Origin of the sequence: Curtobacterium sp. RIT-PI-V, assembly GCF_025642935.1 — a bacterium.
Classification (GTDB): domain Bacteria; phylum Actinomycetota; class Actinomycetes; order Actinomycetales; family Microbacteriaceae; genus Curtobacterium.
This window is the reverse complement of record NZ_JANZKM010000001.1, coordinates 251,926-268,077: the sequence shown is the minus strand read 5'-3', so window position 1 is coordinate 268,077 and position 16,152 is coordinate 251,926. Positions and strand designations below refer to the sequence as shown.

The following is a 16,152-nucleotide window of genomic DNA, read 5'->3' as shown; positions in this document are numbered from 1 at the left end:
CAGGCGCACCGTCCGTTCGCCGCGAGTGGCGCGTACGGGGTCTCCAAGGCCGGTTGGGGCCCCGCCGCCGGTTCCGGACCGACGCGCCAGCGGCGGGCCGGCCGTGCCGGTGGGGAGAGGCACTGGCCCGGTCCCAAGCGGAGGCCTGGTCCGCGCAGGGGGTCACCTCCAACGTCCTCGTCCCCGGTTTCGTGCGCACCCCGCTCAACGAGCGGCTCGGTTCCGACCCGGCGGCGGTGTCCGCCCTCGCGGCGCGGACGCTGGTCGGCCGGAACGGCCTGGCGTCGGACTTCGCCGCGGCGGCGGTGTTCCTCGCCGGCCCCGGGTCGGCCTACGTCACCGGGCAGTCGATCGCGGTCGACGGCGGGTTCTCCGTCCACTGAGGGTGTCTGATGCGCCGGCCTGGGGTACTGGCAGGGCCTGCCTGCGCCGGGGTCCGGCTGGCAGGATCGACGGTGTGAAGACACTGGAGTTGCCACAGACGGACCTCACCGCATCCGACGTCGTCGTCGGACTGATGCGGATCAACGACATGAGCGACGAGGACATCCGCGCGCTCTACAGCGCCTCGCGCGACGCGGGCGTGAACATGTTCGACCACGCCGCGGTGTACGGCGAGTGGCACGGCTGCGAAGAGCGGTTCGGTTCCGCCGTGACGCTGTCGCCGACGGAGCGTGCCGAGATCGTGCTGCAGACCAAGGTCGGCATCCGACCGACGCCGAAGGGTGCGTACTTCGACTTCTCGTACGAGCACATCCTCGAGTCGGTCGAGGAATCGCTCACCGCGCTGCAGACCGACCACGTCGACGTCCTGCTCCTGCACCGCCCCGACGCCCTGGTGGAGCCGGAAGAGGTCGCGAAGGCCTTCGACGAGCTGCACGCCGCCGGCAAGGTGCACCACTTCGGGGTCTCGAACCACACCCCCGGTCAGGTGGACCTGCTCAAGAAGCACGTCCAGCAGCCGCTCGCCTTCAACCAAGTGCAGCTCAGCATCACGCACGCCAACGTCATCTCGCAGGGCCTCACGGCGAACATGGGTGGCCTCGACCAGTCGATCTCCCGCGACAACGACATCCTCAACTACTCGCGGATCAACGACATCACGCTGCAGGCATGGTCGCCGTTCCAGAAGGGCTTCTTCGACGGCGTCTTCCTCGGCGACCGCGAGCAGTACGCCGACCTGAACGACGCCCTCGAGGAGATCGCCGCCGCGCACGGGGTCACCCCGACGGGCATCGCCGTCGCCTGGATCACCCGGCACCCCGCGCACTTCCAGGTCGTCCTCGGCACGACGAACCCGCAGCGCGTGCGCGACTCGGCGGCCGGCTCGGACGTCGAGCTGTCCCGCGAGGAGTGGTACCGGATCTTCACCGCCGCGGGGCACACCGTTCCGTGAGTCCATCGGGCAGGGTGGGGTCGTGCTCCCCGACCTCACCCTGCCCGTCCGCTTGTCTGCCCACGCCGGATCGGTGGTGGTGCGGAACGCGGCCGACGACGACCTCGACGCCCTGATGGCGCTGTTGTCCGACGACCCGATCAGTGCGGCCCGCGGGGACGTCGCCGCCCCGGAAGACCGTCCGCAGTACGCCGCGGCCCTCCGAGCGATCACCGACGACCCAGCGAACGCGCTGCTGGTCGCCGAGGACGAGGGCGGTCGACTCGTCGGCACGCTGCAGCTCACCCGGATCCCGGGCATGGCTCGTCGAGGAGCAACCCGGCTGCTCGTCGAGGCCGTGCGCGTGAGCAGCGCGCTCCGCTCCGGCGGCATCGGCAGCGCGATGATGCGGTGGGTGACAGACGTCGCAGCACCGGAGCTCGGAACCCCGCTCGTGCAGCTCACATCGGACGCCGCCCGCACGGACGCGCACCGGTTCTACGAGCGCCTCGGGTTCACCGGATCGCACGTCGGCTTCAAGTACCGCGTCCCAGACTCTTCCGCGCGCTGACGTTCTTTCCCAGAACGCGCGCGATGGAAGACGGTTTCGGGCGTACCTGGTCGAAACTTCCGACCAGGTACGCCCGATTCGACCAGGTACGCCTCAGTCGGCGGAGTCAGCAGACCGCGCCGTCGGGACGCGCACGTCGACCGGGGACACCGCGGCGGGGTCGGCGGAGGCGCCACCGACGACGTCGAAGGAGATCCCGAGCATCGCCGGGTCCTCGTCGAGCTCCAGCCCGTCCTCGCGGACCTGGTCCTCCGGGATTGCACGGCCACCAGACGGGTCCCACGAGTTCGCGATCGACATGCCGACGAGCATGCCGGGCGACCTTGAGTGACGCCTCTGAACCGCCGCAGAAGCTCCGATCAGCGGTCGAGGTCAGGCACCGTCCGCCGCGATCAGCTCGAGCTGCGTCAGGGCGACGTCGGTGCCAGCGGTGAAGACGAACGACGAACCGCCGCCGATGATCCGGAACACCCGGGTCTGCCCGGCCCACGTGAACTCGGCACCGTCGACCGCCGTGACCGTCTCGCCGAGGGACACCTGCCACGAGTACGAACCCGGGGTCGCCACCGTCACCGTGTACAACGACGCTGCGGGGCAGTCCACGTCGAACGACACCGACTCCCCCGCGGCGAGCGCCGTGACCGTGCGCCCGGTGTCATCCGTGAGCGGCGACGCCCCGACGGGCAGCAGGTCGACCGGGGCGTCCCGGTAGCCGTGCACCTCGGACGCCGAGACGGGGCGGGTGTCCGATGCCCAGCCCTGCGGTTCGGAGGACAGCGTGAAGACGATGTGCGACGCCGACACCACCACGTGGTGCGGGATGCTCACCGATGTCCAGGGCGAGCCGTCGACCGTCACCGACGCCACGTACGCGCCTGCGGAACCGTCGGCGACCTCGATGACGGTGGGCGTTCCTCCCGGCTGGTGCAGCGCCGTCCTGCGGACCGACGGCGGCACGAGCACGTAGGTGCCCGTGGACGGCGCCAGGGGGTACAGGCCGATCGTCGCGAAGACGTACCAGGCGCTCATCTCGCCGTTGTCCTCGTCGCCGGGGTAGCCCTGGCCGAGGTCGGAGCCGACGAACAGCCGCTCCAGCGATTCGCGGACGATGCGGTGCGCGTCGTCGTGCCGACCGGTGAACATCGGGAAGAACGGGATGTGGTGCGCAGGCTGGTTGGACAGGCCGAGCATGCCCATCCGGACGTCGCGGGCCTCGGTCATCTCGTGGATGGGGAAGCCGTACGCGCCGGAGCGGACGGTCGCGCCGGTCTCGGGTGTCGCGAAGAAGGCGTCGAGTGCGGCGTCGAACCGGGCTGGTCCGCCGTGCAGGTCCACGATGCCGGCACCGTCGTGGGGAGCGGTGAAGGCCGTGCCCCACGCGTTCGTCTCGGTGTAGTCGTCGCCCCAGTCGCGCGGGTCGAACTCGGTGCCGACCCGCCACGAGCCGTCGGGGTCGCGCCCGATGAAGAAGCCCCGCTCGGAGTCGAACACGTGCCGGTACTGCAGGGACCGCCGGGCGAACCACTCCGCCTCGGCCTCGTACCGGGACAGGTCGGCGGGCGTCGCCGCCCGCGATGCGAGCAGCCCCGCCATCACCGCGAGTCCCCAGTCGTTGATGGCGGCGTCCAGGGTCCAGGACATCCCCTCGGACGTCGCGGTGTCGACGTGGCCGCGGAAGGCGCCCGGGAGGCTCCCCTTGCGTCCGACGCGCTCGTCGCGCGGCGGGACGGTCGCGTTCCGCACCGCGCTCCGGTACGCCTCGGCGAGGTCGAACCCGGTGACGCCCTTCGCCGCGAGGTCGGCGAAGACGGTGTCGCTCGTGGTGCCCGTCATGCAGTCCTCGGCGCCGGGGGCGCTCCAGCGCGGGGTCCACCCGCCGTCGTGGTGGTGCTCGACGAAGCCCTGCGCGAGCTCGCCGGCGGTCTCCGGGGTGAGGAGCCCGAGGAGCGGCCACGCGGTGCGGTAGGTGTCCCAGAACCCGTTCGTGGTGGTGAACGGCCCCTCGACGACCTCCGGGCCGGGCTCGTCGCGGATCGGGTCGGCGAGGACGGCCCCGTACGGGGAGCGGTGGTGCGGTGCCCCGGTCAGGGCGGTCTCGCCGGCACGGTTCGGGTAGAGGAACAGCCGGTACAGGCCGGAGTACAGGCTCGTCAGCTGGTCCGGGGTGGCTCCGTCGAAGGAGAGGGTCGCGAGCTTCTCCGTCCAGAGCGCCTCGGCGCGGGTGCACATGGCGTCGAAGGAGCCGGCGTCGTCGAGGTTCGCGCGGGCGTCCTCGATGGAGACGGTCGAGATGCCGAGCAGGACGTCGACGACACCGGTGCCGTCCACCGCCAGCCAGCCGCGCAGCTCGTGCTCGCCGGTGCTCGTGTGGTCCGCGGTCACGTGCGGGACCCGGACGTGCACGTGGTGCGGCGGGGTGCCGGGGCGGTCGTCGAGCAGGGCCTCCACCACGGCGGTGCCGTCGGTCACGCTCACGGAGACGTCGGAAACCCACCCGTGGTGGTCGAGCACGATGCTGCGGGTACCGGTGAACCGGAAGCCGAGGGCGAACTCCCCCGCGGTCATCTCGGCCGTCACACCCTGGTCGAGGGCGACCCGGTACCGGTGCGGAGCGTCGATCTCGTCGTCGTGGTCGAAGCCGAGCGCGCGGGCTGCCCGGTCGACGTCGGGGGCGTCGAGCGGCGACGGCATGACCTGGAACACCCCGCGGTCCCCCATCCACGGCGACGGGATGTGACTCGTCGCGAAGGCCTGGATCGCCGGTCGGACCCGTCCGTCGGCGTCGGTGCGCGCGTGCTCCTGGTAGGCGTACGGCCACCGGTTGCTCGACGCGTCGGTCATCGGCAGGCCGAAGACCCCGCCGTGGGGGATGCCGACGAGCGGCGCGTTGTTGCCGCGGGAGAACCGTGACGACGCCTGGGTGCCACGGGTCGTGCGGACGTGGTCGAGCGGCGTGGTCGGTGCCGGGCGTGCCGGGGCGATCCGGACGTCGTCGAGCCAGCCGCGCAGGGCTGGACGCTCCCCGGCGGCGCCCGACGGCTGCGTGTCGGAGCCGAGCCGGGCCTCCAGTCGGTCGACGACCAGCCCCGCGAACGGCGTGAGGTCCACCGCGCGACGGTTCCACTGGTCGACCCACTGCTTGCGGGCCGCGTCCTGCGCCTCGGGCGTGAGCGCGTCGCCGTACTGGTCGCGAGCCTGTCCGCCGTGCGCGGCCGCGTGCTCGCTCAGTCGTGTGCCGTCGGTGAAGACGACGTCGACGGCGAAGGCCGTGGCGTCCCAGAAGTGCGGCAGGTCCGCCTCGGTGGGCTCGGCTGCGCCCTGCGGCAGCGTGCGTTCCGGGAACCAGACCCACGACAGTTCGTCGCCGGGTGCGACCACCCGGCCTCCGGAGCCGGGGACGATCGCCACGACGGCGCCGTCGCCCGCGGGTCGTTCGACCAGCCACCCCTCCGACGATCCGAAGCCGACACCGTTCCGCGCCGCGACGGCCGTCGTCGGCCCACCGCTCCGTTGCAGTTCTCGCACGGGACCAGCGTATTTGGTCCAGCGTCTGGACGAAAACGCTCGGCGTGTCAACCCTTGTTCTGCCCGGGGGCGTTCTCGGACTTGCCGGGCCCGGAGTCGACGGCGGTGTCCGCCGCGCCGGTGCCGTCCTGGGGTTGCTGCACCGGGTTGGACGCCGGGCTGCTCGGCTCTGGACCGACCGGCGGGTCCTGCGTCGGTTGCGCCGGTTCGCTTGGTTCCTCGCTCGGCTGCTCAGCGGGCTCGGACGGCTGTTCGGCCGGTTCGGACGGCTGCTGCTCGGCCGGTTCGCTCGGCTGTTGCTGCTCGTCGCTCGGTTGTTGGTCCTCGCTCGGCTGGTCCTCGGGCGGTGCGGTCGAGGTCGAGTCCGTCGGTGCGGGCGTGCTGTCGCCGTCACCGTTCAGGGCGAAGACCGCGACGCCGATGCCGATCAGCACCAGGACGACCACGACGATCGCCGTGATGATCGGCCCCTTGCGCCGCTTCTCGCGCTGCGCCGGGTCGTCACCCGCGCCCGGGCGGACGGGCGGGGCCGCGGGTGGCACGCCACCACCACCGCCGGTCGGGCCGCCGGTGCCACGCTGGGCACCGAGGACGGTGGTCGACACGTCGTCCGCGACGTTCGGCTGCTGGGCGTCCATCACGCGGGTCGCGTCGTCCGCACCAGGCTGTCCACCCGGACGGGAGGCGCCGCTCGCCGGCATCACGCGGGTCGCGTCGTCCGCGTGCGCGGCCATCGGAGCCGTGGCTGCGGCGGCGGCACCGGCTGCGGCAGCGCCGGCCGCGGCAGCCGTGAGTGTTCCGGGCCCGCCGGGCAGGAGCTGCGTGGCGGTGGACGGCTCGTCGCGGCCCAGGGCGCGCAGTCGTTCGGCTGCCTCGGCCGCGCTCGGGCGCTCGGACGGGTCCTGCGCGGTCATCACGTGCAGGAGCGTGCGCCAGGCCGTCGGCAGGTGCTGGTCGATCTCCGGGCTGCGGGTCAGCCGCGCGGTCGCGGACTCGATCGCACTGCCCGGGAACGGCGTCTTGCCGGTCATGCACTCGAGCAGCACCAGCCCGAGCGCGTAGACGTCGGCCTTGCCGGTGATCTCCTGCGCGAGGACCTGCTCCGGCGCCAGGTACGCGGCCGTCCCCATCACGGTGCCGGTGCCGGTCACGCGCGAGGCGTCACGGAGCAGGGCGATGCCGAAGTCGGCGAGCTTGACGTGGGTGCCGTCGCGTTCGAGCAGCACGTTGGCGGGCTTCACGTCGCGGTGGACGATGGCCTGCGCGTGCACGGCGCTCAGCCCGTCGGCCACCTGCGAGCCGAGACGGGCCGCGGTCGTGGGGTCGAGCGGTCCCTCGCGCAGTCGGGTGGCGAGGTCGCTGCCGGGGACGAGCTCCATGACGAGGTACGAGTCCCCGTCCTCGTCGTCGAGCGCGGCGTCGTACAGGGTGACGAGGGCCGGGCTCCGCAGTGTCGCGAGGGTCTGGATCTCCGACTCGGCTCGGGCGCGTTCACCGTGGTCGACCGGTCCGATGCGGAACACCTTGACGGCGACCTCGCGGCCGAGTTGCTCGTCGACCGCGCGGTACACGGACGCCATGCCACCGTGTCCGAGCGTGCCCGTGACGCGGTACCTGCCGCCGAAGACCCGTTCTTCCATGCGGGGCAACCTACCGGTAGCGGCTGACGGGCCTCTGCCGTCGGTCCCGCACCCGGCTCAGTCCGGGGTGGGCTCGGCGCCGTGGCGGAGCGCCGTCAGGTACAGCCGGTGCGCCGTGATCACGAGAGCGAGCCAGGCGAGCCCGAGCGCCCACGCCGCCAGCACGTCGGTGAGCCAGTGGTGCCCGAGGAACACCCGAGAGGCCCCGACCGACAGCACGAACAGGGTCCCCACGACGATCGTCCACACCCGCGTGACGACCCGCGACTGCCGCAGGAGCAGCAGGTACACGATCGTCCCCACGATGACCGTCGCGTTGAGGGTGTGGCCGGACGGGAACGACGGCGAGTGCTCGTACGGCGGCACCGCGTCGGAGAGCGGCGGACGCGCCCGACCGATGAGGTCCTTGCCGGCGATCGTCATGAGCAGCGAGCCGCCACTCGCCGCGACGAGCAGCACCAACGGGGTCCACGCCCGACGCTGGACGGTGAACCCGACCAGGAACCCGAGGGCGACGATGGGCATGCCGATCGTGCCGGCGATGTCGGTCCACCACGTGACCAGGCGATCCCCCACGGGCGACCGGAGGGTGAGTGCCCAGTCGAGCACCGGACGGTCGAGCACCGCGACGTCGTCGGCTTCGCGGACGGCGTCGTAGACCTCTGACGCGAGCCAGGTCGCGACGACGGCGATGCCGATCCCGACGGCCAGCGTGAGCAGCAGGAGCGGCATCGCGCCGTACCGGTGGCCGAGCGTGGTCCACCCCTGCGCGGTCGCCCGGCCCGCGCGGGTGCGCCAGCGGGTGAGGTCGACCTCGCCGACGGTGCGGTCGGCGGCGTCCCCGCGTTCGGTGTCCATCCGTCCACCCTGCCCGAAGCGCCCGGGAACCGCCGAGGCAGGTACCGGTCAGTCCTTCGCCTCGGAGTACGCCCCCACCACCGCGACTGACAGCGGGAACGTCACCGGGAAGTCCTGGAACAACAGCCGACCAGCATCGACCGCGGCTTCGCGGATCTGCGTCGCCACCCACTCGGCGTGCTCCTCCGGCGCGTGGACCACGATCTCGTCGTGCACGAAGAACACCAGGTGCGGGCCGTCCGTCACGGCCCCGGGGAACCGCGCGGTGAGCCGGGACCGCAACGACCCCATCCACGCGAGCGCCCACTCGGCCGCGGTCCCCTGCACCACTAAGTTCCGGGTGAACCGCCCCCAGCTCCGCGCCCGCGACTCGACGGCACGCTGCATCGCCGGGGTCCCCTCGACCGTGTAGGCCTGGTTCCGCGCCTCGAACCACGACGACTCCGGCACGGGCGACGTCCGTCCGAGCAACGTCGTGACGGGTTCGCCCCGCTCCCCCGCGCGAGCGGCGCGTTCGACCAGGTCGAGCGCGCGCGGGAACGCCCGCACCAGGCGCGGGACGAGCCGACCGCCCTCACCCTGGGTGGCGCCGTACATCGCGCCGAGCATGGCCACCTTCGCCTGCTGCCGGGTCTCGACGGCGCCCGAGGCCACGACGCCGTCGTACAGGTCACGTCCGTCGCCCGCCGAGGCCATCGCTCGGTCACCGGCCATCGCGGCGAGCACGCGTGGCTCCAGCTGCGCAGCGTCGGCCACGACGAGCTTCCAGCCCGGGTCGGCGATGACCGCCCCGCGGATCCCCTTCGGCAGCTGCATCGCTCCCCCGCCGTCGGCCGCCCAGCGTCCGGTGACGACGCCGCCGACCACGTACTTCGGGTGGAACCGGCCGTCGCGCACCCAGTCGTCGAGCCACGTCCAGCCGTTCGCCGTCAGGAGCCGCGCGAGTCGCTTGTACTCGAGCAGCGGTTCGATGACGGGGTGCTCGATCTCCTGCAGCTCCCACTTGCGGGTACTCGTCACCATGAGCCCCGCACGGCGCAGCGAGCGCAGGACGTCGGCCGGTGAGTCCGGGTTGAGCGTCGGGTCGTCGAGGCGCTCGCGCACGACGGCGGCGATCTCCTCGAGCCGCCGCGGCCGCACGCCGTAGGGGACGCGCGGCCCGAGCGTCTCCTCGAGCAGTCGCTCGTGCACGTCGGCACGCCACGGCAGCCCGGCGTGCAGCATCTCCGCCGCGACGAGGGCTCCGGCGGACTCCGCCGTCGTCAGCAGGCGGAGGGCACCGGGCGACGTCGACCCCGCGACCGCGGCGAGCTGTGCCCGGAACTCGGCAACCGGGTCGACGTCGTCGTCCGGCACCGACGCGGTGAACAGGGCGTCGTCGAAGAGCTGGGCCTGCGTCGGCCGGAGGACCCGAGCCTCCGCCACCGGAGCGTCGAGCGCGTCCGCCGGTGCCGCAGCGAGTGCGGACCCGCGCGCGGCCAGCGCTGCACGCAGGATCCGCCGACACAACCGCAGGTCGACGCAGCGGCCCACGCGTCCGCCGGCGGCGAGCACGGCCGGGTACCAGCGTGCGGTGTCGTCCCACACCCAGCGCACGCCCGGTGCGTCGTGCGCTGCGACGAAGGTCGGGAGGCCCGACTCGTCCACGCGCATCGGCTCGCCGGCAGCGGTCCCCGCGTCGGTCAGGGGCGTCGCGAGGACGCCGCCGTCGACGCGGCGGAGGACGAGGTGCACGGAACGATCATGCCGTGCCCCACCGTCACCGGCTGACGGGGTGACGGATCAGGCGCGCTTCGGACCGCCGGGGCGCACGGCTGCGGTGTCGGCGACGTCGATGCGGACGTCGCCGTCCTCGGCACGGGACACCTCGACCCGGGGGTCGGCGTCGTGCGCGTCGGACCCGGACATGCGTCGGAAGGTGTCCTGGCGTCGTTCCTCGAACGTCATGTCCACGCCGTCGTCGAGGTGGTCGTGGTCGGGCTTCGTCATGCGCTGCACGGTACGCGCTGACCGCTGCGCGCGATCAGACGACGGGGCGCGGTGCCGGTCCGTTCGGTCCAGTGCGCGCCCGCCGCCCACCGGTCGAGCACCGCCCGGGCCAGACGACCGGACGCGTTCGAGGCCCGCGCGGTGGCCAACGGCACACCGAACACGAACTTCGCCACGCTCTCGTCCCCCTCGGCGGCGTCGTGCGGGCCGGGTGGCGCGAGCCGGAACCGTCGCGCGAAGCGCACCAGGTTCGCGTCGGGACCGAGCACCGTGGCCAGACCGGGGTCGAGGATCCACGAGCGGCACTGCCACCGTTCGGCGGCGTGCGCCGGTGCGAGAGCCCGCAGGACCTCCGGCGCGCGGGCGAATGACCGGTCGCAGGCGTCCGGATCGAGCGGCCCGGTCTCCGGGACGTGGACACCGTAGGCCGGCTGGCCGTCCGGCAGGTGGTCGCCGAGTTCGTACTGGAGGCGCCCCACGGCCACCACGCGACCGGTCGCCACCGCGACGAGCCAGTCCACCCCCGTGCCACGCAGGCCGTACCGGTCGAGTTTCCGGTCGACGTCGGCGACGGACGCCTCAGCCAGGCTGCGCGGGAGTCCCCGCGCCTCGAGCGCCGCGGCGTTGCCGGGCACGGACGCGCGGAACGCGGCGATCAGCAGGGCGTCCCGCTGGGCGGGCTCCGCGTCGACCACGGTGGCGGCCAGTGCGGCCGCCACCGTGGCGGAGTCGTCCGGCGACCCCACGGCGGCGGCGAGGACCGCGACGGAGGCGGGACGGGCCTCCTGGCCGGGGGTGTCGGCGGTCACTTCAGACCGGACGAGGCGAGCCCGTCCATCACCCGCCGCTGCAGGACGATGAACATGATGAGCACCGGGGCCATGGCCATCAGGCTCGCGGCCATGAGCACCGGGTAGTCGATCGTCCGGTCGCTCGACAGCGTCGCGAGTCCTGCGGCGAGGGGCATGTCCTCGGCCCGGGTCGAGACGACGAGCGGCCAGAGCAGCTCGTTCCACGACCACAGCACCGTCGTGATCGCGAGCACGCTGATCGAGGGACGTGCGAGCGGCAGCATGATCCGCCAGAAGGTCTGGAACGGGTTCGCGCCGTCCATGCGCGCAGCCTCTTCGAGCTCGGGCGGCATGTTCAGGAACGCCGTCCGCATCAGGAAGGTGCCGAACGCGCTGAACAGGCCCGGCGCGACGATCCCCATCAGGGTGTCGAGCCATCCGAGCCCCTGCACGATCTGGTACTGCGAGATCAGGTAGACCTGCGACGGCACGAGCAGGATCGACAACACGATCGCGAGCAGGATCGCCCGGCCGCGGAACCGCATGCGGGCGAAGGCGTAGCCGGCGAGCGTACAGAGCACGATCTGCGCGAGGGTGCGGATGATCGTGACGTACACGGACGTGCCGAGCTGGCTGAGGAACGGCAGACGCTCGAACACCTGCGCGTAGTTCTGCCACTGCAGCTCCCCCGGCCAGAACGTCGGCGTGACGGACTGCACCTGGGCGTTCGTGGACAGCGACATGATGATCTGCCACACGAACGGGAACGCCATCGCGAAGCCGCCGACGCCGAGGACGACGTGGATCCACCAGTGGCTGCCGCCACGACGACCGGGCCGTCGTGCTGCCCGTGGCGGTGTGACGGTTGCGGTCATGCCTGCACCCACTTCCGTTGGACGCGGAACTGCACGAGCGTGACGATGCCGATGAGCAGGATGATCACCATGGCGATCGCAGCCGCGAAGCCCTTGTCGTTGTCGATGAACCCAGCGCTGTAGAAGTAGAAGACGAGCGACATCGTCTTCGGGATCACCGGGTTGGTGCTGCCGAGGATGGCGTAGAGCAGGTCGAACAGCTGGAAGCTCGAGATCGTCGTGACGATGACCACGAAGAAGATGCTCGGGCTGAGCAGCGGGACCGTGACGGAGCGGAACTGCCGCCAGCGGCTCGCGCCGTCGAGTTCGGCGGCCTCGTACAGCTCCGGGGGGATGTCCTTGAGGCCCGCGCCGAGGATGATCATCGAGAACCCGAGGGACGACCACAGGCCGACGAAGCTCACCGCGACGAGCGCGAACCCGGGCGTCGAGATCCAGTACGGACCGTCGATGCCGAACAGTCCGATGAACCAGTTCACGATGCCGTAGTCGCCGTTGAACATGATGCGCCAGACGAGGGCGATCGCGGCAGGCATGGCGACGTAGGGCAGGAAGAAGAGCACCCGGTAGAACTGCGCGAACCGCAGGCCCGGGGTGTTCAGCAGGCTGGCGAGCCACACCGCGATCGGGATGCCGGCCAGCACGATGACCGTGTAGACGATCGTGTTGAGCAGCGACTGGTACAGCTGCGGGTCACCGGCGAGGCGGACGTAGTTCGCGACACCGCTGAACGTCGCACCGCCGAACACGCCCCAGCTGGTGAAGGAGTACCAGAACGTCTGGATGATCGGCCAGATGTAGAAGGTGCCGACGCCGATGAGCAGCGGGAGGACGAACAGCCACGGCCACCAGCCGTCGGTCCGTCGGGGTGCGCGCTTGCCGCCGGCCGTCGGGCCGGGGGCGCCCCGCCCGGACGAACGCGTCGTCCGGGCGGGGGTGGAGGCGGCCGGCGGCCGCTCGGTGTTGATCGTCATCGGCTCGGGACTCACTGTTCCTTGGCGAGGGCGGCGTCCATCTTCTGCGCGAGCTGCTTCGCGACGTCGTCGACCGGGGTCGAACCGTCGAAGGCGTTCGGCAGGAGGTTGGTCTCGAGGGTGTTCCACGCGGCGGTGTTCTTCGACACCGGCAGGGGCTTGGCGTAGTCGACGGCGTCGAGGAACACCTGCAGGTCGGCGTCCGGCATCGTCTTCGTGAAGGCGGACTGCGTGCCCTCGTAGGCGGGGATGACGGCGCCCATGTCGCCCTGCTGCTGCTGGGCGGTCTTGCCGGCGAGGTAGACCTGGAGCGCCTGCGCCGCGGCCTTGTTCTTGCTCGCCTCGGACACGACGTTCGAGACACCGTGGATGACGGTCGCCTGCTCCTTGCCCTTCGGCAGCGGGTACACGACGATGTCCTTCTCCATCGCGGTGCCGGTCAGGGCCGAGCGGAACCAGCTGCCGCCCTGGTACATCGCGAGCTTGCCCGAGGTGAACCACTGGTCGGCGGTGGTGTCGGTGAGCTGCTTGATCGACGGCGAAGCGCCCGAGTCGATCAGGTCCGTCCAGAACTGCAGGCCCGCTTCCGATGCCTTCGAGTCGTACTCGGACTTCGTGCCGTCCGCGTTCACGACGGATCCCCCGGCCTGGAAGATCGTGTCGTAGTAGGTCGTCTGGCCGTCCATGCCGCCGGCCGCGCCGTACGCGCCGTCGGCCTCGAGCTTCTCGCTGAGCTCGGCGCCGGTCTTCTGGAAGTCGTCCCAGGTCCAGTCCTTCGACGGCAGGTCCATGCCGGCCTTCGCGAACAGGGCCTTGTTGACCCAGACGCCGATGGTGTCGAAGTCCTTCGGCACGCCGTACTGGGTGTCGTCGTACGTGTACAGGTCGTTCAGCGCGCTCGAGTACTTCGCGGGGTCGATGTCGCCGGCCTCGACCTCGCCGGTGATCGGCGCGAGCTTGCCGTTGGCCGCGTACAGCTGGAAGTTCGGGCCGTTCATCCAGAACAGGTCGGGAAGCGTGTTGCTCGAGCCCTGGGTCTGCAGCTTCGTCCAGTAGTTGGCGAACGGCGTGACGTCGACGCTGACCTTGATGTCCGGGTACTCCTCGTTGAAGCCCTCGAGGTTGGCCTTGATCGCCTTGACCTGGTTCTCGTCCCAGACGGCGTACGTCAGGTTCGCCTTGGTGTCCTTCGCGGCGGCGGTGTAGTCGCCGCCGGAGCTCGACGCCCCGGAGGACGTGGAGCACCCGGTGAGGAGTGCGGCCGCGCCGAGGGCGGCGACGGCGCCGACGAGGAGTCGGCGGACGCCGGCTCCTCGAGCGGGGATGTGTGCGGTCATCGGGAGGTCCTTTCGCACGGCCGTCAGGAACCGACGGTCTGGGCGGGGTGGGTGGGGTGCGGAGCGGGTCGTGTGGCGGGTGTGGCGGGCCGGCTGAAGTGCGCGATCGTCTCGGCCGGCAGCGGCGGGACGTCGATGGGGACGGAACCGGTGCGCAGCGAGCGGGTCGCCAGGGCACCGGCGGCGACCGCGGCGCGCGCCGCGATCGGGGACAGCTCCGTCGGTTCGCCGAGGGCGACGGACCGCAGGAACTCGGTCATGGTGATCAGGTCGGCGTCGGCGTGGCCGTCCTCGACGCCGTCGATCGGGTACTCGCGGTCCCCCGCGGTGTCCCAGCCACGACGGTGCGTCCAGACCTTCACGACGCCACCGCCGGTGTCGCCGATGTTCTCGAGGCGGCCCTCGGTGCCGATGACCGTGTAGTTCCGCCAGTAGTCCGGGGTGAAGTGGCACTGCTCGTAGCTGGCCTGCACGCCGTTGTCGAGCGTCATCATCACCATCGAGACGTCCTCGACGTCGACGACGGGGTTCAGCCCGGTCTGGGCGAGCGGCGGCCAGTTGTCGTGGGAGAACCAGTCCCCCATCAGCTCGCCGCTGCGGTCCCGTCGGTCGGTGACGTCGCCGTAGACCGACAGCGACCCCATGCCGACGACGCGGCTGGTGTCCCCGCCGCCGAGCGCGTGGATGACGTCCAGGTCGTGGCTGGCCTTCTGCAGGAGCAGGGAGTTGACGTTCGCACGGTCGGCGTGCCAGTCCTTGAAGTAGTAGTCCCCGCCGTTGCCGACGAAGTGGCGGCACCAGACGGCCTTGACCGCACCGATCTCGCCGCGGTCGACGATCTCGCGCATCAGGCGGACGACGGCCGCGTGGCGGAAGTTGTGGCCGACGTAGAGCGGGGTGCCCGTCTCGGCCGCGGTGTTGAGCACCGCGTCGGCGTCCTCGACCGTGATGGCGAGGGGCTTCTCGAGGTAGACGGCGATGCCCGCGCGGAGCAGCTCGATCGCGATCTCGGCGTGCGTCCGGTCCGGAGTGGTCACGATCGCGGCGTCGACCTGGCCGGTGAGGTCCCGGTGGTGCTCGACCACCAGCGCATCGGGGTACTCGGCCCGCCCGCGCTCGCGGCCCGCTGCGGTGACGTCCGCCACGGCGACGACCTGCGCCCGCAGTGCCGGGTCCGCGGCGACCGCCTCGGCGACGTGCCGCGCGATGGCGGACCGCTGGCCCATGCCGATCACCGCGACGCGGAGGATCCCGTTGTCAACGCCCATGCTCATCTCGCTCCCTTGCGTGATTGTGACGCCCATGATGCCGAATCGATCATGAATGCACAATAGGCGCTCACGGATCGCTCATGGGTCCACGGCGGGAGGGTTTTACACGATCGAAACGTCGCGCCCGGGATCCGGGCGCTCGTCGGTCGGCTCAGTCGGCGACGACGAGCTCCACGCCGGCGCTGGCGAGGTCGGCTGCGAAGGCCGGCGGGACGGGCTGGTCGGTGACCAGGACGTCGATGCGGTCCAGCGGACAGATCCTGGCGAACGTCGATCGCTCGATCTTGGTCGAGTCGGCGACCACGATGACCCGTCGGCCGACCGAGGCGAAGTGCCGGCTGACCTCGGCCTCGCCCTCGTGCATGGTCGTGGCGCCGTACTGCCCGGTGAGCCCGTCCACCCCGAGGACCACGAGGTCGAGTGCGAACTCGTCGAGGGTGTCGCGGACGAGCGGGCCGACGAGCTCGTACGACTGCCGCCGCGCCACCCCGCCCGTGACCACGATCTTGACGTTGGCGCGGACGGACAGTTCGTACCCGACGTTGAGCGCGTTCGTCACGATGGTGATCCCGAACTCGCCGTCGGCACGGATGAACCGCTCGCTCTTGCCGAGTTCCCGCGCGACCTCGGTCGTGGTGGTCCCACCGTTCAACCCGACGGTCTCACCCGGCTGCACCAGTCGCGCGGCGGCGCGGGCGATGGCGGTCTTCGCCTCGGCCTGGCGCGCGATCTTGTACTGCAGGGGCAGTTCGTAGCCGGCACCGAGCGCCGCGGCGCCGCCGTGCGTGCGCGTGACGAGCCGCTGGTCGGCGAGTGTCGTGAGGTCGCGTCGAGCCGTGGCGGCCGAGATCCCCAGCAGCTCCCCGATCTCGGCGATCGACACGTTGCCGCGTTCGCTCACCAGTTCGAGCAGGGCGTTCAGCCGCTGTTGGGGGGTCATGACGGC

General features: G+C 71.6%; 15 protein-coding genes. 3 read left to right on the top strand and 12 right to left on the bottom strand.

What is annotated here, in order from left to right; all coding sequences use genetic code 11:
• Window positions 1-53: 53 nt before the first annotated feature.
• From OGL88_RS01390 to OGL88_RS01380, 3 genes are all read left to right on the top strand, one after another.
• Window positions 54-383, top strand: coding sequence for an SDR family NAD(P)-dependent oxidoreductase (locus OGL88_RS01390; protein WP_263089346.1), 330 nt, complete (start codon window positions 54-56; stop codon window positions 381-383).
• A 74-nt stretch (window positions 384-457) separates the two neighbouring features.
• Window positions 458-1,396, top strand: coding sequence for an aldo/keto reductase (locus OGL88_RS01385; protein ID WP_263055076.1), 939 nt, complete (start codon window positions 458-460; stop codon window positions 1,394-1,396).
• A gap of 22 nt (window positions 1,397-1,418) precedes the next feature.
• Entirely contained in the window at window positions 1,419-1,946 is a 528-nt protein-coding gene (locus OGL88_RS01380) for a GNAT family N-acetyltransferase (protein WP_263055077.1), read from the top strand.
• A 93-nt stretch (window positions 1,947-2,039) separates the two neighbouring features.
• On the opposite strand, the gene OGL88_RS01375 is transcribed toward OGL88_RS01380, so the two are convergent.
• The 12 genes from OGL88_RS01375 to OGL88_RS01320 all read right to left on the bottom strand — a co-directional run bounded on the left by OGL88_RS01375 (window position 2,040) and on the right by OGL88_RS01320 (window position 16,146).
• A complete protein-coding gene (locus OGL88_RS01375) occupies window positions 2,040-2,258 on the bottom strand; it encodes a hypothetical protein (RefSeq protein ID WP_205463379.1) in 219 nt (72 codons plus the stop codon).
• Window positions 2,259-2,318: 60 nt separating this feature from the next.
• On the bottom strand, window positions 2,319-5,471 hold the full coding sequence (locus tag OGL88_RS01370; protein WP_263089345.1) for a GH92 family glycosyl hydrolase: 3,153 nt from the start codon (window positions 5,469-5,471) through the stop codon (window positions 2,319-2,321).
• 47 nt (window positions 5,472-5,518) lie between these two features.
• On the bottom strand, window positions 5,519-7,111 hold the full coding sequence (locus tag OGL88_RS01365) for a serine/threonine-protein kinase (protein ID WP_263055079.1): 1,593 nt from the start codon (window positions 7,109-7,111) through the stop codon (window positions 5,519-5,521).
• 57 nt (window positions 7,112-7,168) lie between these two features.
• Window positions 7,169-7,969 carry a phosphatase PAP2 family protein gene (locus OGL88_RS01360; RefSeq protein ID WP_263055080.1) on the bottom strand — a complete coding sequence of 267 codons (801 nt, stop codon included), beginning with the start codon at window positions 7,967-7,969 and terminating at the stop codon, window positions 7,169-7,171.
• A gap of 48 nt (window positions 7,970-8,017) precedes the next feature.
• Window positions 8,018-9,703: a bifunctional 3'-5' exonuclease/DNA polymerase gene (locus OGL88_RS01355; RefSeq protein WP_263055081.1), complete on the bottom strand. Its 1,686-nt coding sequence runs from the start codon at window positions 9,701-9,703 to the stop codon at window positions 8,018-8,020.
• A 48-nt stretch (window positions 9,704-9,751) separates the two neighbouring features.
• Window positions 9,752-9,958, bottom strand: a complete 207-nt coding sequence (locus OGL88_RS01350; protein ID WP_111083557.1) for a hypothetical protein — start codon at window positions 9,956-9,958, stop codon at window positions 9,752-9,754.
• Window positions 9,955-10,767: a hypothetical protein gene (locus tag OGL88_RS01345; protein ID WP_263055082.1), complete on the bottom strand. Its 813-nt coding sequence runs from the start codon at window positions 10,765-10,767 to the stop codon at window positions 9,955-9,957. The genes OGL88_RS01350 and OGL88_RS01345 overlap by 4 nt, the downstream gene beginning before the upstream one ends.
• Window positions 10,764-11,624 (bottom strand): carbohydrate ABC transporter permease, encoded by an 861-nt coding sequence (locus OGL88_RS01340; protein ID WP_165901014.1) that lies wholly within the window; start codon window positions 11,622-11,624, stop codon window positions 10,764-10,766. Before OGL88_RS01340 ends, OGL88_RS01345 begins: the two co-directional genes overlap by 4 nt.
• Complete coding sequence (locus OGL88_RS01335; RefSeq protein WP_263055083.1) at window positions 11,621-12,598, bottom strand: carbohydrate ABC transporter permease; 978 nt, start codon at window positions 12,596-12,598, stop codon at window positions 11,621-11,623. Before OGL88_RS01335 ends, OGL88_RS01340 begins: the two co-directional genes overlap by 4 nt.
• 11 nt (window positions 12,599-12,609) lie before the next feature.
• Window positions 12,610-13,935 (bottom strand): ABC transporter substrate-binding protein, encoded by a 1,326-nt coding sequence (locus OGL88_RS01330; protein ID WP_263089344.1) that lies wholly within the window; start codon window positions 13,933-13,935, stop codon window positions 12,610-12,612.
• A 23-nt stretch (window positions 13,936-13,958) separates the two neighbouring features.
• Window positions 13,959-15,209 (bottom strand): Gfo/Idh/MocA family protein, encoded by a 1,251-nt coding sequence (locus OGL88_RS01325; protein ID WP_205463389.1) that lies wholly within the window; start codon window positions 15,207-15,209, stop codon window positions 13,959-13,961.
• A gap of 148 nt (window positions 15,210-15,357) precedes the next feature.
• Window positions 15,358-16,146 carry a DeoR/GlpR family DNA-binding transcription regulator gene (locus OGL88_RS01320; protein ID WP_165901013.1) on the bottom strand — a complete coding sequence of 263 codons (789 nt, stop codon included), beginning with the start codon at window positions 16,144-16,146 and terminating at the stop codon, window positions 15,358-15,360.
• Window positions 16,147-16,152: the final 6 nt, after the last annotated feature.

Bases quoted from the DNA above. Each gene is read 5' to 3' on its own strand.
- OGL88_RS01340 (WP_165901014.1), bottom strand. From the start codon at position 11,624: ATGACCGCAACCGTCACACCGCCACGGGCAGCACGACGGCCCGGTCGT.
- OGL88_RS01335 (WP_263055083.1), bottom strand. From the start codon at position 12,598: ATGACGATCAACACCGAGCGGCCGCCGGCCGCCTCCACCCCCGCCCGG.
- OGL88_RS01365 (WP_263055079.1), bottom strand. From the start codon at position 7,111: ATGGAAGAACGGGTCTTCGGCGGCAGGTACCGCGTCACGGGCACGCTC.
- OGL88_RS01360 (WP_263055080.1), bottom strand. From the start codon at position 7,969: ATGGACACCGAACGCGGGGACGCCGCCGACCGCACCGTCGGCGAGGTC.
- OGL88_RS01330 (WP_263089344.1), bottom strand. From the start codon at position 13,935: ATGACCGCACACATCCCCGCTCGAGGAGCCGGCGTCCGCCGACTCCTC.
- OGL88_RS01320 (WP_165901013.1), bottom strand. From the start codon at position 16,146: ATGACCCCCCAACAGCGGCTGAACGCCCTGCTCGAACTGGTGAGCGAA.
- OGL88_RS01350 (WP_111083557.1), bottom strand. From the start codon at position 9,958: ATGACGAAGCCCGACCACGACCACCTCGACGACGGCGTGGACATGACG.
- OGL88_RS01325 (WP_205463389.1), bottom strand. From the start codon at position 15,209: ATGAGCATGGGCGTTGACAACGGGATCCTCCGCGTCGCGGTGATCGGC.
- OGL88_RS01375 (WP_205463379.1), bottom strand. From the start codon at position 2,258: ATGCTCGTCGGCATGTCGATCGCGAACTCGTGGGACCCGTCTGGTGGC.